Source organism: Mesorhizobium sp. M2A.F.Ca.ET.043.02.1.1 (assembly GCF_003952405.1).
Lineage (GTDB): Bacteria > Pseudomonadota > Alphaproteobacteria > Rhizobiales > Rhizobiaceae > Mesorhizobium.
This window is the reverse complement of sequence record NZ_CP034445.1, coordinates 4,067,977-4,083,316: the sequence shown is the minus strand read 5'-3', so window position 1 is coordinate 4,083,316 and position 15,340 is coordinate 4,067,977. Positions and strand designations below refer to the sequence as shown.

Genomic DNA, 15,340 nt, shown 5'->3' with positions numbered 1-15,340 from the left:
TTCGGGGCCGATTGCTGACCGGCAGCTCTTCACCGAAAACGTTACAAAGCGGCCATACCTAACGCCCCCCGCGAAGGCCGCACTCGATCTTGCGCCCAATCACGGTGCCGAAGAATTTCTGGACAGGTCCCCTGTTTGCAAACTTGCGATGAAGCTTTCCCTCGGTGAACAATCCGGCATCCGCGACAAGGAACTTGCCGTCGCTGCGCCCTTTCGGCCAGCATGACAGCCCGGCCTCCCGCGCCCGCAGCAAATAGGTCGATACCGTCGTCTTGCTGATCTTCAGCCGTTCCGACACCTCACGCACCGAAAGACCCTGCTCATGGGTCAGGCGCAAGATCGCTTGATATCCCTCACGCGCGTTCGTCTCGCTTGCTTCCGTCTCGGTATGGCCCCTCTCAACGTCATCGTGAGAGGCCAAACTGCCAGAACGGCGCAGCCGAGAACCGATCGCAAAATCCGCTCCCGAAAACTGTCCCGACATTAGCGAAACCACTGTCCGGGAATTAGCGGAACCACTGGCCGGCTTTTGCGAAATGCGCAGGTAGACCGTATTCCAAAATGTACGATGGCGCTGGTGACAAAGTTGAGGCCGGAAGGGCGGAATGCTGGCTTTCGAGCGACCGGTCGCGGATTTCTTCGCGCACGTGCAAGAACGCCGCGCGTTTGAGCTTATGAGCTGCCTCGCCCTTATTGACCGGCGTGATCGGTTGCGGCTCTTCGACTGCCTCTCCACCGTCGCTCATCGGTCGCTATTGTGGATAGTAACGGCTTGTTCACCATCGCTTCGGGTTCCGATTGCCCGAAAGCAACCGACGGAATCTCATGCCGGCGTTGCCTAGTGTAGCCGGCGGCCGAACGCCACCCATACCCCAGAAACATCGGTTGCCGGCTCTTTTTCTGAGCCGCTATCTGTCTGAGGCGCCAAGTCGGCTGGCATGACGGCCTTAGGAGTGAAGCACATCTCAGAAAGGGGAGGATTCCCGTTGTATGTCAGGGGGTCGGAATTTTCCGGCTGCTCAGTTTTGGAGATGATGACATGTCTGGTGGTGTGCCCCAAATTGACAAGATGAAGGACGCTTTTGACGAACACAGCATGGCGCACAATTGGAAAGTCGGCACAGGCTTCGGTCCTGCCGGCGGTGACGGTGGCATACGAGAAGGTCCCACCACGACCTATCATGCAGCATGCCAAGATTGTGCGAGCGATGGAGTATCCGGAGGCTGGATGGGGCCGAACCGCCCAACGCGGGACCAAGCTCAGGCTGACGCGGACGCTCACAACGAGAGTCATCCGGGTCACACCGCCATGGTAATCTGACGCCATTAGAGGCTAGCGCCATCCCACCATATCCTGGTGGCGCCGGCTACCCAACTTAAGGCCCCACCAACGGGCGGCAGGTGCCGGCGGTTGGTGCGAGTATTGTCACCATACAAGTGTCCGAGCGGCACACTTTGCTCAGTGGCTTGCGGACTGCGAAAGGGGAATGCCATGCACAACCCGACCACGCTCTCGGGAGCCTTCCGGCCGTTCGAAAAGGGAGACGCCTTGCTCGAAAGCAGCCGGGCCGGTCCGATCTACGTGCTGACCAACCATCAGAACGGCCAGGCGACCGACGCTACCACTGGAACGCCGCTCGACTGGTTTTTGCCGAAGAAGGACGACTACAAAGCTCTGCGCAAGGGCCTCAGCTTCCTCAAGTTCAAGGGCGACGATCTCGAGACCATGTTCAACATGATCGGTACGGCTGCCAACATCGCGGCCGGCATCGTCACCGTGGTCGGCTGGTTCAACACCGCGACGGACCTGCTCAAGAAGATCGGCATCCTCGACAGCAAGAACGGCGATCCCACCGCCGAAGCCGTGCAGCAGATCAAGCAGCAGACCGATGCCATCTACAAGCACCTCGAGGCCGATGCCGCGATACGCCTCCACACCCAGGCCGACCAGTGGTTGAGCCTCGCTGAAGGCGTCCACACTGCCGTGGGCGCGCTCCAGACCTCGCGCTCGCCGGCCGCCCTCGCCAGCCTCGACCGTCAGGTGGGCGATCTCAACAACGCCATCCGCGAGATGCTGAAGCCCTCAGCCTGGACCATCGCCTTCGCCCGCGACAACTACGGCTACAAGGCCCACAGCTGGCACTGGATCGATGCCTCGGGCTCACCCTGCCTCGTGCGCGCCGACGGCACCGCCAGCCAGGTGTTGACCGATCTCGGCTCGACCATCTTCGATGTCGGCTATTTCCACACCGTACTCATGCGGTGCCTCCACGCCCGGCTCGAAGCCGCCACTGCGCTCGAGCCCGCCTTCCGCTCCACCAATTACGGCCGCGGCGAGTTCGCGGAGTTCGCGGCGGGCCTCGACGCCATGATCCAGAAATGGCGCGAGAGCCTCTATGTCGCCAAGCCCGAAGCCGGCTTCGGCGCCGGCGGCAAGCTCATCAACCCTCTCGACGGCGACGCCCCCGACGGGGTGATGATCGGCGCTGCCGATCCGGTGTCGGGCATCAGCGCCATCCAGAACTTCGTGACCTTCGACAAGTCCTACCATACCACCCACTATCCGGGCGTCGCCTCGGGCGACGTGCCAGACTCGTCGAAAGCCGTGAACCCTGAGGACGCGCTGGCCAAGGCGCTCGCCGCCCACACCCCGCTGGTCGACCAGGTAATAGCCGCCTGTGGCCTAAATATGCTGCGCCAGCTCCAGCAGAAGCTCGCCGCCACCGTGCTCTCGCCGCGCGGCTCCGACTTCGCGCATCTGAGCGATGTGCTCTACACCTACGTCGCGCCAGAGGGTCCCATCATCGCCGAGCCCATCACGCTAGGTCGCCTCGCCCGTTACGCCCCCGACCCCGACAAGGTCTATCGCGCCGTGCGCGCCTTTAAGACCGGCGTCAAGCAGTTCCACTTCGGCATGGCGCGTCGCAGCGAGATGGCCAACGTCCAGCTCGGCTACGCTCTCTTCGTCAACGGCACCCGCATCGACCTCTGCGATTTCTCCGCGGCCCCGCCGCTTGGCGAGACCGTCGAGTGGTTCCCCAAAACCCACCTCGACCAGACGCTCGACATCGCCTGCAAGGTCTACGACTGCATCCAGGACCGCGCCACCGACGAGGACGCCGAGACTGCCTTCGAGGCCGGCGACACGATCTTGCGCACCCGCCGCATGCTGCTCAACGAGCGTGACGGCGAAGCCCGCATCCGCGTCAAGGTCAGCTTCGACCCCGCCCCCGACGGCGGCAACGCCGACCACTATGTCGGCCGCGCCAATGTCGAGGTCTACAACCTCGACCCCGAGCAGTTCCGCGACGCAGCCTCGCTCGATCTCATGGTGTGGGAAACCCATGTCTCCGACAACGCCGGCGCCGACACCGTCGAAGTCATCGCCGACACCATGAGCCTTCACATCATCCCCAGCACGCTGACGGTCGAGAAGGTCTTCTTCGACGACCTCCTCAATGCCCGGGGCAACATGATCCAGCACTCGAGCGCCATCACCACAAAATTCAACGAAGTCGACCAAACACCACCCGACCACGTAGACATCGACCCCAAGAAGGTCCTTGAGAAATTTGCGCATGAAATTGAGAAGGAACTTGCCTTCATCGACAGATTCGACGCTGGTGGCTCACTGCTCAAGGTGAATGCACCCGAATTCGAAACGCCTGGCTAAGCCGGGGGCCTAGCCTGCCTTTGACCTCTTAGATAACAGCTGCGCCCCACGCCGAGCGGAAAGCCGGATTCCGTTCGAGCGCTCCAATTCACGTCTAACTGGCTCGGTTGGGTGGGGGCCGTCACCGGACTGTCAGGTTTCGGCCGGGGTTCGCTGCCGTTCTGCTTCCGACCCCATACCTGCCGTCCGGCCAGTCTTTGGCGTCACCCAAAAGCTGCCACGAAGGTCAGAAGTCAAAACCGATTGGATGAGGCAGCGGACAGGTTCTCGGACAATCACCCCATCCAGTGGCGTTTCAGGTATTCGTCAAACATCGGAACCGTAAAAGCTATATCTCCATGCGAAGGGCTGTAAATCATCCCCTTTGCGATAATAGTGGCGCGGCGAGGGCCAAGTGATGTCAGCTTTTCACCGAGAACGTCGGCAACGTCGGACGACCGATACGGACCGCTGCCCAATTTTGCCATGGCGATAACGTATTCTCGTTCTTTGGGTGTCAGCCTGTCGAAGCGCACTTTGAAGAAGCCTTCATCAAGGCGCTTCAGCGCAGCCTCGGCGGCGTTGGCCACATCGGCCTCCGTAATCGGAGATTGCGCCGCAGCATTCCAGGCCTGAAACCCCCACTCCTGCAGAAAGTACGGATATCCTTTAGTCTTGGCGACGATCGCCGTTAGGGCAGCTGGCTCGATACTTTCGCCCTCGTCGTTGAGGGGCTCCTCGATAGCCTCGCTAGCTGCTTTCACGGGCAACGCGTCTACTGCGGGATAGATGAATAACCGCTCAGCGTAGGACTTCGCCTCCCCGGAGAGAGCCGCGATCTGTGGAAGCCCGGCGCCGAAAAACAGAACAGGCAGACCTTTTTGGTTAGTCCTGTGGATGGCAACAATTATCGCCGCCAGTTCGTCTTCCTTCAGGTATTGAACCTCATCGATTAGCAGGGTCCAGGCACTGCCGGGCGGCCTGTCCGGCAGCACCGATACGCATGAACATGTCAGCGACGTCGTATTCGAGGTTGCCGCTATCCGCTACGCCCTGCTCGGCTTCTACACCGAAGGCGACCTCGCCGTATTCCACCTTGAACACGCTGGCGAATGAGCGAAGCGCACCCAATGCTGCGTTGGTAGCGGCCTTGGCAGCTTCTATTGCTGACAACTGCCGCAAAACCTGATGCATTTTGGGATACAAGAGATCGACCAGCCTTCGCTCTTCGGGAGCCTCTATGAATGAGGTCTTGTGACCGTGACCGAAGCAATATCTTCGATCTTGTTGAGCAGGACGGTCTTGCCTACACCTCTTAGGCCGAGCAGCATCTGCGACTGAGCGCCTTTACCGGCCAGGACCCGTTGCACTGCCACGTCCGCCGATTTCAGAATTTCGTCGCGGCCAGCCAGTTCCGGGGGCTTGGTTCCGGCTCCTGGGACAAAAGGATTTCTCACCTCATTATGGCAGAGAGCAGAGCGGTCGCGAACTCCTGGCCCTCTAGCCGCTAACAGGCAACGGATCACGAGCTCCTGTTTGACGTTATTGGAATACCAAGCCGCGGACTTGCGTTTAATCAAGAAGCACGAGGCGAATCCGAACGGAGGACGTTCGATGCATGCTGGCTTCTCACAACACTTGATCATAGCTGGATTGGGAGCCCTCATAGTCAGCTGCGCTGGCGTTCCAGCTCAGAAAATGGTTCCCACAAGCGGTTACGGCTCCAACCCTACCCTGCCGAAACCGACACCCACGCTGATTCCGATCGTCAACGTCGCGGAGGCAACAGGCTGGCAGAAAGGTGATATGCCGACCCCGGCGAAGGGGCTCAGGGTGACGGCGTTCGCCACCGGCCTCGACCATCCGCGCTGGCTGCACGTGCTCCCCAACGGAGATGTGCTTGTGGCCGAAACCAATGCACCTGCCAAGCATGACGGCGGCTTCAGCCTCAGAAAGCTCTTCATGAACCAAGCCATGAAGCGAGCCGGCGCTGCGACCATCAGCGCTAACCGCATCACGCTCCTGCGCGACACCAATGGCGACGGCGTTGCGGATGTGCGCAGAATTTTCGTGGAAGGCCTCAATTCGCCCTTCGGCATGACGCTTTCCAAAGGCAAGCTCTATGTCGCCGAGACCGACGCGCTCGTCGCTTTCCCCTACTCCAATGGCCAGACCCGAATAACCGCGCCGCCGGAAAAGATCGTCGACTTGCCGGCCGGAGACATCAACCATCATTGGACTAAGGACGTGATCGCAAGTCCGGACGGACGCAAACTCTATGTCACCGTTGGCTCCAACAGCAACGCTGGAGAAAATGGCATCGCCGCGGAGAAGAACCGCGCCGCCGTCCTTGAGGTGGATCGGTCTAGCCGCAGCACCCGGGTTTTCGCGTCCGGGCTGCGCAACCCGAACGGGCTCTCCTGGAATCCCGAAACCGGCGAGCTTTGGGTCGCCGTAAACGAGCGTGACGAGATTGGCGATGATCTCGTGCCTGATTACATCACTTCAGTTCGCAACGGTGCTTTCTATGGCTGGCCCTATAGCTATTATGGGCAGAACGTCGACGAACGCGTCAAGCCGCAGCGCCCTGATCTTGTGGCGGAGGCGGTCAAGCCCGACTATGCGCTCGGCTCCCATACCGCCTCTTTAGGACTGGCCTTCTCGAGCCGCACGTCGCTCGGCACGGCCTATGGCAACGGCGCATTCGTTGGCCAGCATGGCTCATGGAATAGAAGCGTACACAGCGGTTATAAGGTGATCTACGTGCCGTTCCGCGACGGTAGACCGAGCGGGCCGCCGAAGGATGTGCTCACCGGCTTCCTCGGACATGATGGCAAGGCGATGGGCCGTCCGGTCGGCGTTGCTGTCGATCAGGCCGGCGCACTTCTCGTCGCCGACGATGTTGGGGACGTCATCTGGCGGGTCAGCCGAGCGAAGGGGCGTTAACGCAGTGCCTTTCTGACCGCTTTTTCCGTAAGCGCGATCTCGAGCGCCTTCGAATACAATGACTGCTTTCGGGGCATAGCAAATCTTACCTGTACCGCCGAGATGAGGCGCATTGCGTTCACGGCTCCACATTGCAAGTGGAGCCGTTTCTGTTCACACCTCCGTTGCCTCGGCAAGTTCAAGGGCGTCCTCAACGTCGACACCCAGATAACGGACGGTGTTCTCGATCTTGGTGTGGCCAAGCAGAATCTGGATGGCCCGCAGGTTTCCAGTCGCCTTGTAGATGATTGACGCCTTGGTGCGGCGCAGGGAATGCGTTCCGTATTCCTGGGGCATAAGCCCAATCGCCTGGACCCACTCATCGACGAGACGGGCATACTGTCTTGTGCTTAGGTGAGCAGCATGGTTGACCTGCTAGGGAATGCATAATCATCAACACCACCGCCGCGTCGTTGTAGCCAGGCAAGAAGACTTGCGCGTGCGTCGCTCATCAGTTCGAACTGTACTGGCCGGCTAGTCTTCTGCTGCACGACCATCGAGCGTGTCCGAATTTCCGGGCCGACCACGAGGGTACCAATCTTAATCTTGACGAGGTCACACCCGCGCAGCTTGCTGTCGATCGCGAGATCGAAAAGCGCGCGATCGCGCAAACGCTGCTCCCGATCCAGGAAGAAGCGGATAGCCCATATCTGTCGAGGTTTCAGAGGTCGTTTCGTGCCAACCTTCTTGCCTGCATTCCAAGCGCGGCGACCGTGGGCGGCCGGGTCATATTGTGAATGTCCCATTTCGTTTCTCCTGCGGCCGTGATTGACCGGCATAAAACGAAGAGGCAATGGCAACGTCGGGGCCGAGAACGGACCGGCAGCTTCGGTCTGCGGATCGTCCAGAGTGGTCATTGAGGCTGGGCGCGCGCATCGTCGTGCCCTGAGCCATGTTCGTCTTTGTCGGCGGTCCATCGCAATGTCTTCTTGGGGGTTCCTACTACGCCGTTTGCTGTTGCGACGCGCGGCCGCAAGGACCGGACAAGTCAGGACTTTGACGTTGCCGATCCCGCCCTCCAGGCTCAAGATTGATTCAGCGCTCGACGCATTCTGGCAGGCGCACAGGCTTTTCGAAACGGGCCAGCGCCTCTGGTTTTGCGCAGGGCGGGAAACCGGCGAGCCGCATGGTCTCGATGAGCCGCCGCCTGTCGTCTTCAATTGTGTCAGGAAGGCTGACAAATCCTTCTATGGTAAGATCGGGAAACCATTTCAGTGCTTCGGCAAGCGCGGTTTTAGCTTCCACAGTGCGGCCGGTGGCGGCCAGCGCAGCTGGACGATATACCCACATCCGTCGTCCGTAGTTCTCCTGACCCATTTGCTTCTGCATGCGAAGCGCGTCTTCATAGCGACCGGCCATGAAATAGGCAGCAGCAAAAATCCTCCTACTCCACATCGGGTAGTTCGGGTTAAGGCGGATTGCCTGGTCGGTCATCTCGGCGCCGCGCTGCGGCTCGCCGAAGCTAGATGCCAGGAAAGCATAGAAGGTCAGAATTTCGAACTGGTTCGGCGCCATGCGCAGCGCCGTATCGAACTCCATCTTGGCGCGTGCAAGATCGTTCCTGTCGCCAAAACTAAAGCCCAGAACGGCGTGCGCCTCGGCGTCGCTCGGATCGAGCATGACCGCCCGTTCGGCAGCCTCGGCGGCCAGTCGGAAGTTGGCCTCGAAATCGGCGCCGAAACTGGGCATGACGCCATATGCGTGATAGAGCTCGACCCAGGCGCGCGCGAGCCCCGGGTCGAGTTCAACGGCGCGTTTGAGGAGCTTGATGGCCTCCTCGACATCGGCGCGGTTGATCTTCGCAAGCTTTTCCGTGCCGAGCAGGTACAGCTCGTAAGCAGTGAGGTCGCTTGGCGGCTTGCGATGGGCCGTATCCGGCCTGCCTCCTCGATCACACCGCTCCCGCCGCCGAGGCGGTTAGAGACCTGCTCGGAGATCTCCGTCTGGATAGCGAACAGATCTTCGTGGGGCCTGTCCCAGCGGTCCGACCACAGATGTTTGCCGGTTGCCGCGTCGAGGAGTTGCGCAGTGATGCGCAGCCGGCCGGCCCGGCGCAGGATCGAGCCTTGAACCAGGAAACTCACCCCGAGCGCTTTGCCGATCTCGGCCGAGGTGATTGATCTGCCGGCGTATATCTGGGTGGAGTGGCGCGCGATTACCTGGAATTCCGGGAACCGAGCAAGATCGGTGATGATGTCTTCGGCGAGACCGTCAGCCAGGCGACCGGTCGCCTCGCTGTCACCGTAGTTGTCGAACGGCAGCACTGCGACCACGGGTTTGCCGATCGGTGTCGAGGGTGATCCCAACAACCACCACGAGGCGGCGGCGCCCGCGATGATCATCAATACTCCAACAATGCTGGCGGCGACCAAAGAGCGGCGAGGTAAACCGATGGCCGCATTCGTCGGCAGGACAAGCCGATAGCCACGACGGGGCACGGTCTTTAGAACCGCATGCGCATCGTCATTTAAGGCCCGACGGATTTCATGGATGCATTGGACGATGCTGTCGTCGGTCACCGCTGTCGCGGGCCACACCGTCTCGATGAGTTCATCCTTTGTGACCAGGCGACCGCTATTCAGTAGCAGATGGCGCAGAACCATGAAGGCCTGGGGCCGCAGCGCCAGTGCATTGCCCTTTCTATCATGCAGCGTTTCGCTGCCCAGGTCGGCGACAAAGCCATTGATTGTGAACGTCGGTAGCGGCGACGGGTCCATGCCTCACCCCCGATAACCTCGGCGGGCTGCATAGTAGCACATCCGAACGTATGGACCCAGCCGGCCGCCATCGTAGCGTTTTCGGCGAAATTTCGGAATTTTTCGGCCATTCTTCGTTACTGCAACGTCCTGTGAGGCCACACTGGCGCCCTCAGACCACAGCTCATCACTAGGCGAGAATCTGTGTTGCATCGGCAGGAGACCAAGGATGAAGCCACAATCCCTCAGCTCGCGCCTTATAGGTGTGCTTGCGTTCTCGCTGTGCGCTTTTGGGCTGTCGGCGTCGCCCACGATGCCTGCAGAAGTCAAATTCTTTGTCGAGCCCGTCGTTGAGAAGAAAGTAGCAGAGCTGCCGGCTGGGCCGTTGTACTGGCGGCTGGAGAATTTTCCGACGTTGGCAGAAGCCCTCGGGGCTGCAGGACCGACCTCGCTTGCGGCGGAGGTCGCAGGCAAGGTCTGGCTGTTCACGCTTGGACCGAAGGATGGCGCCACTCCGGATGGAGCTAAGGTCGTCGAAATTGGACCCCTCCCACCGACAAGCGCGAGCGAGTATCTGCTGCGGGTCAACCGTGCCGGTGGACCACCCGGCGCCAAGTCGCCGATCCACACGCATCCGGGGCCTGAAGCATTCTATGTGCTGTCCGGTAAGCTCGGCCAGAAGACCCCCCACGGCGTGGCCTATGCTGAAGCCGGCATGACCATGGTCGGACACGGGGCAGATACGCCGATGGAAGTATTCAACGCCGGCACAATCGATCTCGAAGAATTCGCCATCTTTGTGGTGGACGCCAATCGCAAGTTCTCGTCGTCGGCCAAGTTCGACTGAAGCGACATTTCGCTGGGTGCCGCAAGTGTTTGGGCGGCGGCGAGGCGTCGCCCGGCGCTTTCATCACGGCGCGGTATCTACAGGAGCGACGCATGCTGTTCAGGCATTGCGCCTCCTGCCCCAGATCCGCTGCAAAAGCTGGATGGCGCTTGACACAGTCACGCTATGTACGGTCCTTGAGATGGAACCCACGGGCATCGCTCTCACAGCCGGTGCCGGCGTCGCGCGCGACTGAGATCTACGACTCCATTGCGAGCATCCGGGATCCACGAAGTGGGGCGGCTGGGCTTTTCGCACGGGAAACAGACGATTTTGCCGGGAACATTGCGAAGACGGGAAACTGAGGCCGGCTCAATTTGAGCGATAGATTCGACGGAAGCATAGTGGGTTTCGCCGCTAGGCCAGGCCGCCGACGAATCCGACTGGGCGACAGCCATCGAGCTTTTGTGCCTGAACTCATCAGACGGGAAGGATCAGGTTTGCCTATCTAGCCGTGGCGACTGATTTATTGCGGGGCCGCGAGCTATAGCGAGATTGGAATGTTGCTTTCAGGCGGAGGAAGGCCGGATCGCAATGACCGGCATTGAGGCGCAAAGCAGCCATGTCGTGTTTGGGCCAAATGCGGTCGGTCGGCTTCCGGGCTTGGATATTTGGAAGGAGCCGTTACCGCCCTCTAGCGGAAGAACCGACTGTGAACAAGGACAACGTGTTTATGGGCGATCGCGCTGCCCGAGACAGCTACAAGCAGCAAGGTCAAGTGAGAACCGAACGCAGCACATGGCAAGACCGCCCCCCAAGCTAAAGCATAACTGACGGGAATAGACCGGTTACGTTTCCGACGCCGTGCGGGCAGCACGACTCTCTTCTTGGCTACTGCACCAAAGTTGAAGTTGCGTGCAACACACCGTCATCCCGCACCTCGTAAAATCTGTTTCCTTCTATGTAAATATTATGACATATTATCTTATTGTCATCACCCTCGGTGCAAGCTTTATCTCCGTCGGATGAAATTTTTGTTTTGACTTTGATCTTGTGCTTACCATTTACGACTGCGTTTCCCGATACCTGATGCTTCTTCCAATCCCATGTCAACGTCGCAGTGACCTGCACGTCCATATCGTATATCACAACGTTGACAGGTTTTTTGTCGACGAACGCCTTGAACTCATCGAGCGTCGCTTTTTTTGCAGTTCCTGGAAGATCTTCTGCAGCTGCGGCCGGTACAAAACCAAGTGTAAGGATTGACAGTATCAGCATGATTTTTCTCACCAAGTATCCTCCCTCACGTGAGTTTGACTTAATAGTTGTAGTTTCGATGGCCGTCATCAGTCTGTTATTCTCGAACAAGACTAACATTCCCGGCGCAAGAGCCACCAACGTGTGTGAATTTGCCAGTCCCTCTGTCGCCCTTCAATTTGCCAGTGATATGATTTTTCTGACTCTTCCCACTGTCGTCCGTGAAGCGATAATAGGCATCGAGGACGCCTCCCACCGAAACTTGCCCGTCATACGAAGAGGCGGAGGCTACCTTTCCCTGATCTATGAAAATTCTGGCTGTCAGCTGACGCCACCCGCACGACTTGTTCGTAGCGGTGCGAGTAAGTATCCAAGCACCATCAAATCCAGCTAAACCAGGCACTCCGATACAGTGGTCACCTTCCGCTTTCGTTCCATAGTCGCAAACGAGCGGACACACCCGATTTCCAACCGCCTTAAGTCTCTCAAGAAGCTCCTCTGTCGGCTCAAGCGAGGCGAGCTGGAGCCCTTGCCGGACGGCGAAATCCTGAAGGGCTTTGCGGCTGCCAGAACCCCACTTGCCGTCGGTCGCGCCAGCGAGGCATCCAATGCGAACAAGTTCCGATTGAGCGGCCTGCGCCAGCTCACCGGGTCCCCTTGTGGTCGCTGGGGACTGCGCCGAGGTGTGAGGTTCAAGGCTTGCGACGTCCATCCCGTTGGATCCGTTGATACCTTGCGCAGCGCGTTCGTTCTCGGGTTGTTGCTGCATCGTAATAGCGGCAGCCGTTCGCTCAGCTTCTTGGCCCCTTTTGATCTCGTCGATCTTGAGTTGAGCAAGGGCCGAAAACGCGCCGGTCGGAAACTGTTTTAGATACGCCTCAAAGAAGGTGCTGTCGGTCGAGTCCTTTATGGTCGCCCAATATGCGAGTTCGACCGCATGGTCTGGTTGTTCTGTCGGCGGGGGTGCAGCAGAAGCCACTTTAGGCTCCACTATCGCAACGGGACTCAGGATGACTTCGCCTGTGAGAGACGAGTTTTCCCATGGTACTTGCTTGCCCGCGGTCGCTGCCAACACCTCGCGCCGCACATCGATGAGATCGCGCGTAATATCCTGTCCCGGCGTGCCAAGATGAGCGAGCAATGCGGCCGTAAATGGAGAGTTCCTCCCTGCTCCGTCCAGGGCAACATTCCCCGGTTGCGTGGCAAATGCGACGAGCGAGCCGACGCCACTGCCAAGTCTGGCCAAGCCTCGACCAACTGCGCCCGAGCGCGTTCCCATCGATCGGGAAAGGTTCTCGGCGAACGGATTGTCTCGACAGGCATCGAGGAAGATGAGGTTTGTTTTGGTGCTGCGCTCCATTGCGGAGAGCACCAGGTCCATTGGCAGCGCCTCGAAGTCGAGGTCATTGTAGGTGGACAGCTGCGAGTCCACAGGCACCATATAGTTGTTGCCATTCACCTGAATGCCGTGCCCGGCATAGAAGAACAGGGCCATATCGGCCCCGTCTAGCTTCTCCAGGAACGCGCGCACGGTTCGCCGCATCCCGGCAAGATCCAGATCCTGATTGCTCACGACCTCAAAGCCAAGACTTTCGAGCTTGGCAGCGATGTCGGAAGAGTCATTTTTCGGATTGGCGAGGGGGACGGCGTGCTGATAGGCCGAGTTGCCGATGACCAATGCAATCCGCTTCTCGGCCGCGTGCCCCAGCACCGTCGTAGACAACAGAACAACCAAGGAAATCAACGTTCTGCGCATGGCAGGACACATGCTCCCCGATGGAACTGTAGCACACCCTCATACAACCTGAAAGAGCCGCAAACGCTCGCACCCGGGCGGCTACAGGCCGGCCGATTAGCCACTAATCCGCCGGGTAGTGGGTCACCATCCGCCGCTGTTGCTTCTTCAGGTTGAACGGATATGGTACTCTAGCGGCGCTGTACTGACCTGAGGGTTCATTCCGCGTGCGGGCAATTGGTCAGATCGTCAGCCTGAAGCGGCGTGCGGCAACCGCCGCGTCGTTCGCCTACTTGGCTTTGCTGGCACTGTCGACGGCCATCGTGTCCTCGCCGCTGGAGAACCTCCTGCGCGATGCCATGATGGTCTCGATCTCGCCATTCATTCATCCGCCACCAAACATCGTTCTGGTTACGATAACCGAACAGACAATGGCGGGTTTTCCCTACCGTTCGCCATTAGACCGCGGTTTCCTGGCGGACGTCGTCTCGCGGATTGAGACTGCTCGTCCCAAGGCCATCGGCATAGATCTGCTGTTCGACCAGCCAACGGAGCCCGGGAAGGACGCCCGCCTCGAGGCGGTTATCGGAGCCGCTAGCGTGCCGTTAATTATTGCCTCGGGTTCAGCAATCGACGGACTTACCGAGAAGCAGGTCGACTACCTCGAAGCGTTCGCTCCATCGGCAAGACGAGGCCTTGCGGTCCTGTCGCATGACAATCTCGATGGCGTTGTCCGTGGAACGTTTCCCGGTCGACCGACCGAGGCCGGGTGGACGGCAAGTTTTTCAGCCGCAATCGCGGCAGCGACAGGCATCCAGGGCGGGCGCAAGGCCGAGGAGATGGTCTACTATCGAACGGCGGCCGGACTGCCGTTCAAGTTCCCAGCTTATCCGGCGCAAGCCGTAGCGGTGGCACCCCTCGCCTGGTTCGAAGGGAAGTATGTCCTGATTGGCGTAGACCTGCCTCAAACCGACCGTCAATTGACACCATTCGCGCTCTCGCAAGGGCTCGAGATCGGCCTGCTTCCAGGCGTGGCTATCCATGCGCATTCGCTGGCGAGCATTGTATCGGGAGACACTATCACGATACTGCCTGCGGGATTGGACTATGGCCCGGCATTGGCTGTCGGGTTGTTCTGCCTTTGGATCGCATGGCGACCTATGTCAGTGTCGATGAAGCCTCTGCTGATTGCGGGCGCGCTGCTCCTGCTTTGGACGGGCGAGGCGCTGGCCTTCGCCCGATACGCAACTCTGTTTCCGATAGTTGCACCGACGGTGCTCGCCCTCGGGCTTTCCGCCTACGTTGGTTTCCTTGCCTGGAAGCGCGACACAAAGGCTCGGCACTTCATCCAGAGTGCCTTTTCAAGATATGTCAGTCCGGCCGTCGTCGAAGCTATCGTCAAAGAACCCGCCAGGCTAAGCCTCGGTGGCGAGCGGCGCATGATCGTCGCTGTGTTTACCGATGTAGAAGACTTCACGTCTCTCAGTGAAAGGTTGGCTCCGGAGCTCCTCGCCCGCATATTAAACGAGTATCTCGACGGGCTTTGCGAGTTGTTCGTCGAGCACGGCGCGACCATTGACAAAATCATCGGCGATGCCGTGGTCGGGTTCTTTGGTGCTCCGGCAACCCAAGATGAACCGGCCCGCCGGGCTGTGGCGTTGGCCTTAGCCGTGGAGGATCGGGCACAGCGGTTGCGCGAACGGCTGCTGGCGGAAGGTCACCTCTTCGGAGCGACCCGGATTGGCGTTCATGGTGGACCCGCAATCGTGGGGAACTTTGGAGGAGATCGCTTCTTCAACTACACGGCCATCGGAGACACGATCAACACGGCGGCCCGTCTCGAAGGAGCGAACAAGTTCATCGGTACCAGGAATTGCATAAGCTCGGAGGTCGCGAGACGGACGTCGGGTTTCCTCTTACGTCCAGCGGGCGTTCTCTATCTCAAGGGCAAACACGAGGGCATTGAGGCCTTTGAAGTCTTGCGCGAGACGCCAGCGAACGTGACGCTCATTGATGAGTACTCGAAAGCCTACGAGCTGCTGGCAGCCAAGGATGACAACGCGAACGCGGCATTCGATGCTCTGGCCGCAAGCTACCCGGATGACCGCGTGGTCGCATTTCATCGTCACCGCCTTGCCAGCGGATGCCTCGGCGTAGAGATTCATTTTGCGGAAAAATAGGAGCTCTAT

At 59.5% G+C, this 15,340-nt stretch carries 11 protein-coding genes and 2 pseudogenes; 4 read left to right on the top strand and 9 right to left on the bottom strand.

Features of this window, described 5'->3' with window-relative positions; translation table 11 throughout:
• Positions 1–214: 214 nt before the first annotated feature.
• A pseudogene (locus tag EJ068_RS19515) lies at positions 215–390 on the bottom strand (sigma factor-like helix-turn-helix DNA-binding protein); the annotation flags it as partial.
• Between the two features lie 116 nt (positions 391–506).
• Entirely contained in the window at positions 507–746 is a 240-nt protein-coding gene (locus tag EJ068_RS19510) for a hypothetical protein (protein ID WP_129554714.1), read from the bottom strand.
• A 746-nt stretch (positions 747–1,492) separates the two neighbouring features.
• On the opposite strand from EJ068_RS19510, the gene EJ068_RS19505 reads away from it, so the two are divergent.
• A complete protein-coding gene (locus EJ068_RS19505; protein WP_129554713.1) occupies positions 1,493–3,673 on the top strand; it encodes a hypothetical protein in 2,181 nt (726 codons plus the stop codon).
• A gap of 275 nt (positions 3,674–3,948) precedes the next feature.
• Here the strand turns inward: EJ068_RS19505 and EJ068_RS33365 are convergent, their stop codons facing one another.
• Both EJ068_RS33365 and EJ068_RS33360 read right to left on the bottom strand, forming a co-directional pair.
• Complete coding sequence (locus EJ068_RS33365; protein WP_245463155.1) at positions 3,949–4,647, bottom strand: ATP-binding protein; 699 nt, start codon at positions 4,645–4,647, stop codon at positions 3,949–3,951.
• Entirely contained in the window at positions 4,598–4,846 is a 249-nt protein-coding gene (locus EJ068_RS33360) for a hypothetical protein (protein WP_245463154.1), read from the bottom strand. Before EJ068_RS33360 ends, EJ068_RS33365 begins: the two co-directional genes overlap by 50 nt.
• A 420-nt stretch (positions 4,847–5,266) precedes the next feature.
• Here EJ068_RS33360 and EJ068_RS19495 point away from each other — a divergent pair, with 420 nt between their 5' ends.
• Entirely contained in the window at positions 5,267–6,598 is a 1,332-nt protein-coding gene (locus tag EJ068_RS19495; RefSeq protein WP_129554712.1) for a sorbosone dehydrogenase family protein, read from the top strand.
• A gap of 153 nt (positions 6,599–6,751) precedes the next feature.
• Here EJ068_RS19495 and EJ068_RS19490 read toward each other — a convergent pair.
• The 3 genes and pseudogenes from EJ068_RS19490 to EJ068_RS19480 form a co-directional block, all read right to left on the bottom strand.
• Positions 6,752–7,383 (bottom strand): annotated as a pseudogene (locus EJ068_RS19490) (tyrosine-type recombinase/integrase).
• 289 nt (positions 7,384–7,672) lie between these two features.
• Positions 7,673–8,176 (bottom strand): tetratricopeptide repeat protein, encoded by a 504-nt coding sequence (locus EJ068_RS19485; protein ID WP_129554711.1) that lies wholly within the window; start codon positions 8,174–8,176, stop codon positions 7,673–7,675.
• Entirely contained in the window at positions 8,125–9,354 is a 1,230-nt protein-coding gene (locus tag EJ068_RS19480; protein ID WP_129554710.1) for a winged helix-turn-helix domain-containing protein, read from the bottom strand. The genes EJ068_RS19485 and EJ068_RS19480 overlap by 52 nt, the downstream gene beginning before the upstream one ends.
• A gap of 208 nt (positions 9,355–9,562) precedes the next feature.
• Here EJ068_RS19480 and EJ068_RS19475 point away from each other — a divergent pair, with 208 nt between their 5' ends.
• Positions 9,563–10,180: a cupin domain-containing protein gene (locus EJ068_RS19475; RefSeq protein ID WP_129554709.1), complete on the top strand. Its 618-nt coding sequence runs from the start codon at positions 9,563–9,565 to the stop codon at positions 10,178–10,180.
• Positions 10,181–11,050: 870 nt separating this feature from the next.
• On the opposite strand, the gene EJ068_RS19470 is transcribed toward EJ068_RS19475, so the two are convergent.
• Both EJ068_RS19470 and EJ068_RS19465 read right to left on the bottom strand, forming a co-directional pair.
• Complete coding sequence (locus tag EJ068_RS19470) at positions 11,051–11,506, bottom strand: hypothetical protein (protein ID WP_245463153.1); 456 nt, start codon at positions 11,504–11,506, stop codon at positions 11,051–11,053.
• Positions 11,507–11,513: 7 nt separating this feature from the next.
• Complete coding sequence (locus tag EJ068_RS19465; protein WP_189512503.1) at positions 11,514–13,172, bottom strand: caspase domain-containing protein; 1,659 nt, start codon at positions 13,170–13,172, stop codon at positions 11,514–11,516.
• A gap of 206 nt (positions 13,173–13,378) precedes the next feature.
• Here EJ068_RS19465 and EJ068_RS19460 point away from each other — a divergent pair, with 206 nt between their 5' ends.
• Positions 13,379–15,331: an adenylate/guanylate cyclase domain-containing protein gene (locus EJ068_RS19460; protein WP_129554707.1), complete on the top strand. Its 1,953-nt coding sequence runs from the start codon at positions 13,379–13,381 to the stop codon at positions 15,329–15,331.
• The last annotated feature ends 9 nt before the right edge of the window (positions 15,332–15,340 follow it).

What these genes read in the sequence shown, in the direction of transcription:
- EJ068_RS19510 (WP_129554714.1), bottom strand. Translation starts at nt 746, where the DNA reads ATGAGCGACGGTGGAGAGGCAGTCGAAGAGCCGCAACCGATCACGCCG.
- EJ068_RS19505 (WP_129554713.1), top strand. Translation starts at nt 1,493, where the DNA reads ATGCACAACCCGACCACGCTCTCGGGAGCCTTCCGGCCGTTCGAAAAG.
- EJ068_RS33360 (WP_245463154.1), bottom strand. Translation starts at nt 4,846, where the DNA reads ATGCATCAGGTTTTGCGGCAGTTGTCAGCAATAGAAGCTGCCAAGGCC.
- EJ068_RS19495 (WP_129554712.1), top strand. Translation starts at nt 5,267, where the DNA reads ATGCATGCTGGCTTCTCACAACACTTGATCATAGCTGGATTGGGAGCC.
- EJ068_RS19485 (WP_129554711.1), bottom strand. Translation starts at nt 8,176, where the DNA reads ATGGAGTTCGATACGGCGCTGCGCATGGCGCCGAACCAGTTCGAAATT.
- EJ068_RS19480 (WP_129554710.1), bottom strand. Translation starts at nt 9,354, where the DNA reads ATGGACCCGTCGCCGCTACCGACGTTCACAATCAATGGCTTTGTCGCC.
- EJ068_RS19475 (WP_129554709.1), top strand. Translation starts at nt 9,563, where the DNA reads ATGAAGCCACAATCCCTCAGCTCGCGCCTTATAGGTGTGCTTGCGTTC.
- EJ068_RS19470 (WP_245463153.1), bottom strand. Translation starts at nt 11,506, where the DNA reads ATGACGGCCATCGAAACTACAACTATTAAGTCAAACTCACGTGAGGGA.
- EJ068_RS19465 (WP_189512503.1), bottom strand. Translation starts at nt 13,172, where the DNA reads ATGCGCAGAACGTTGATTTCCTTGGTTGTTCTGTTGTCTACGACGGTG.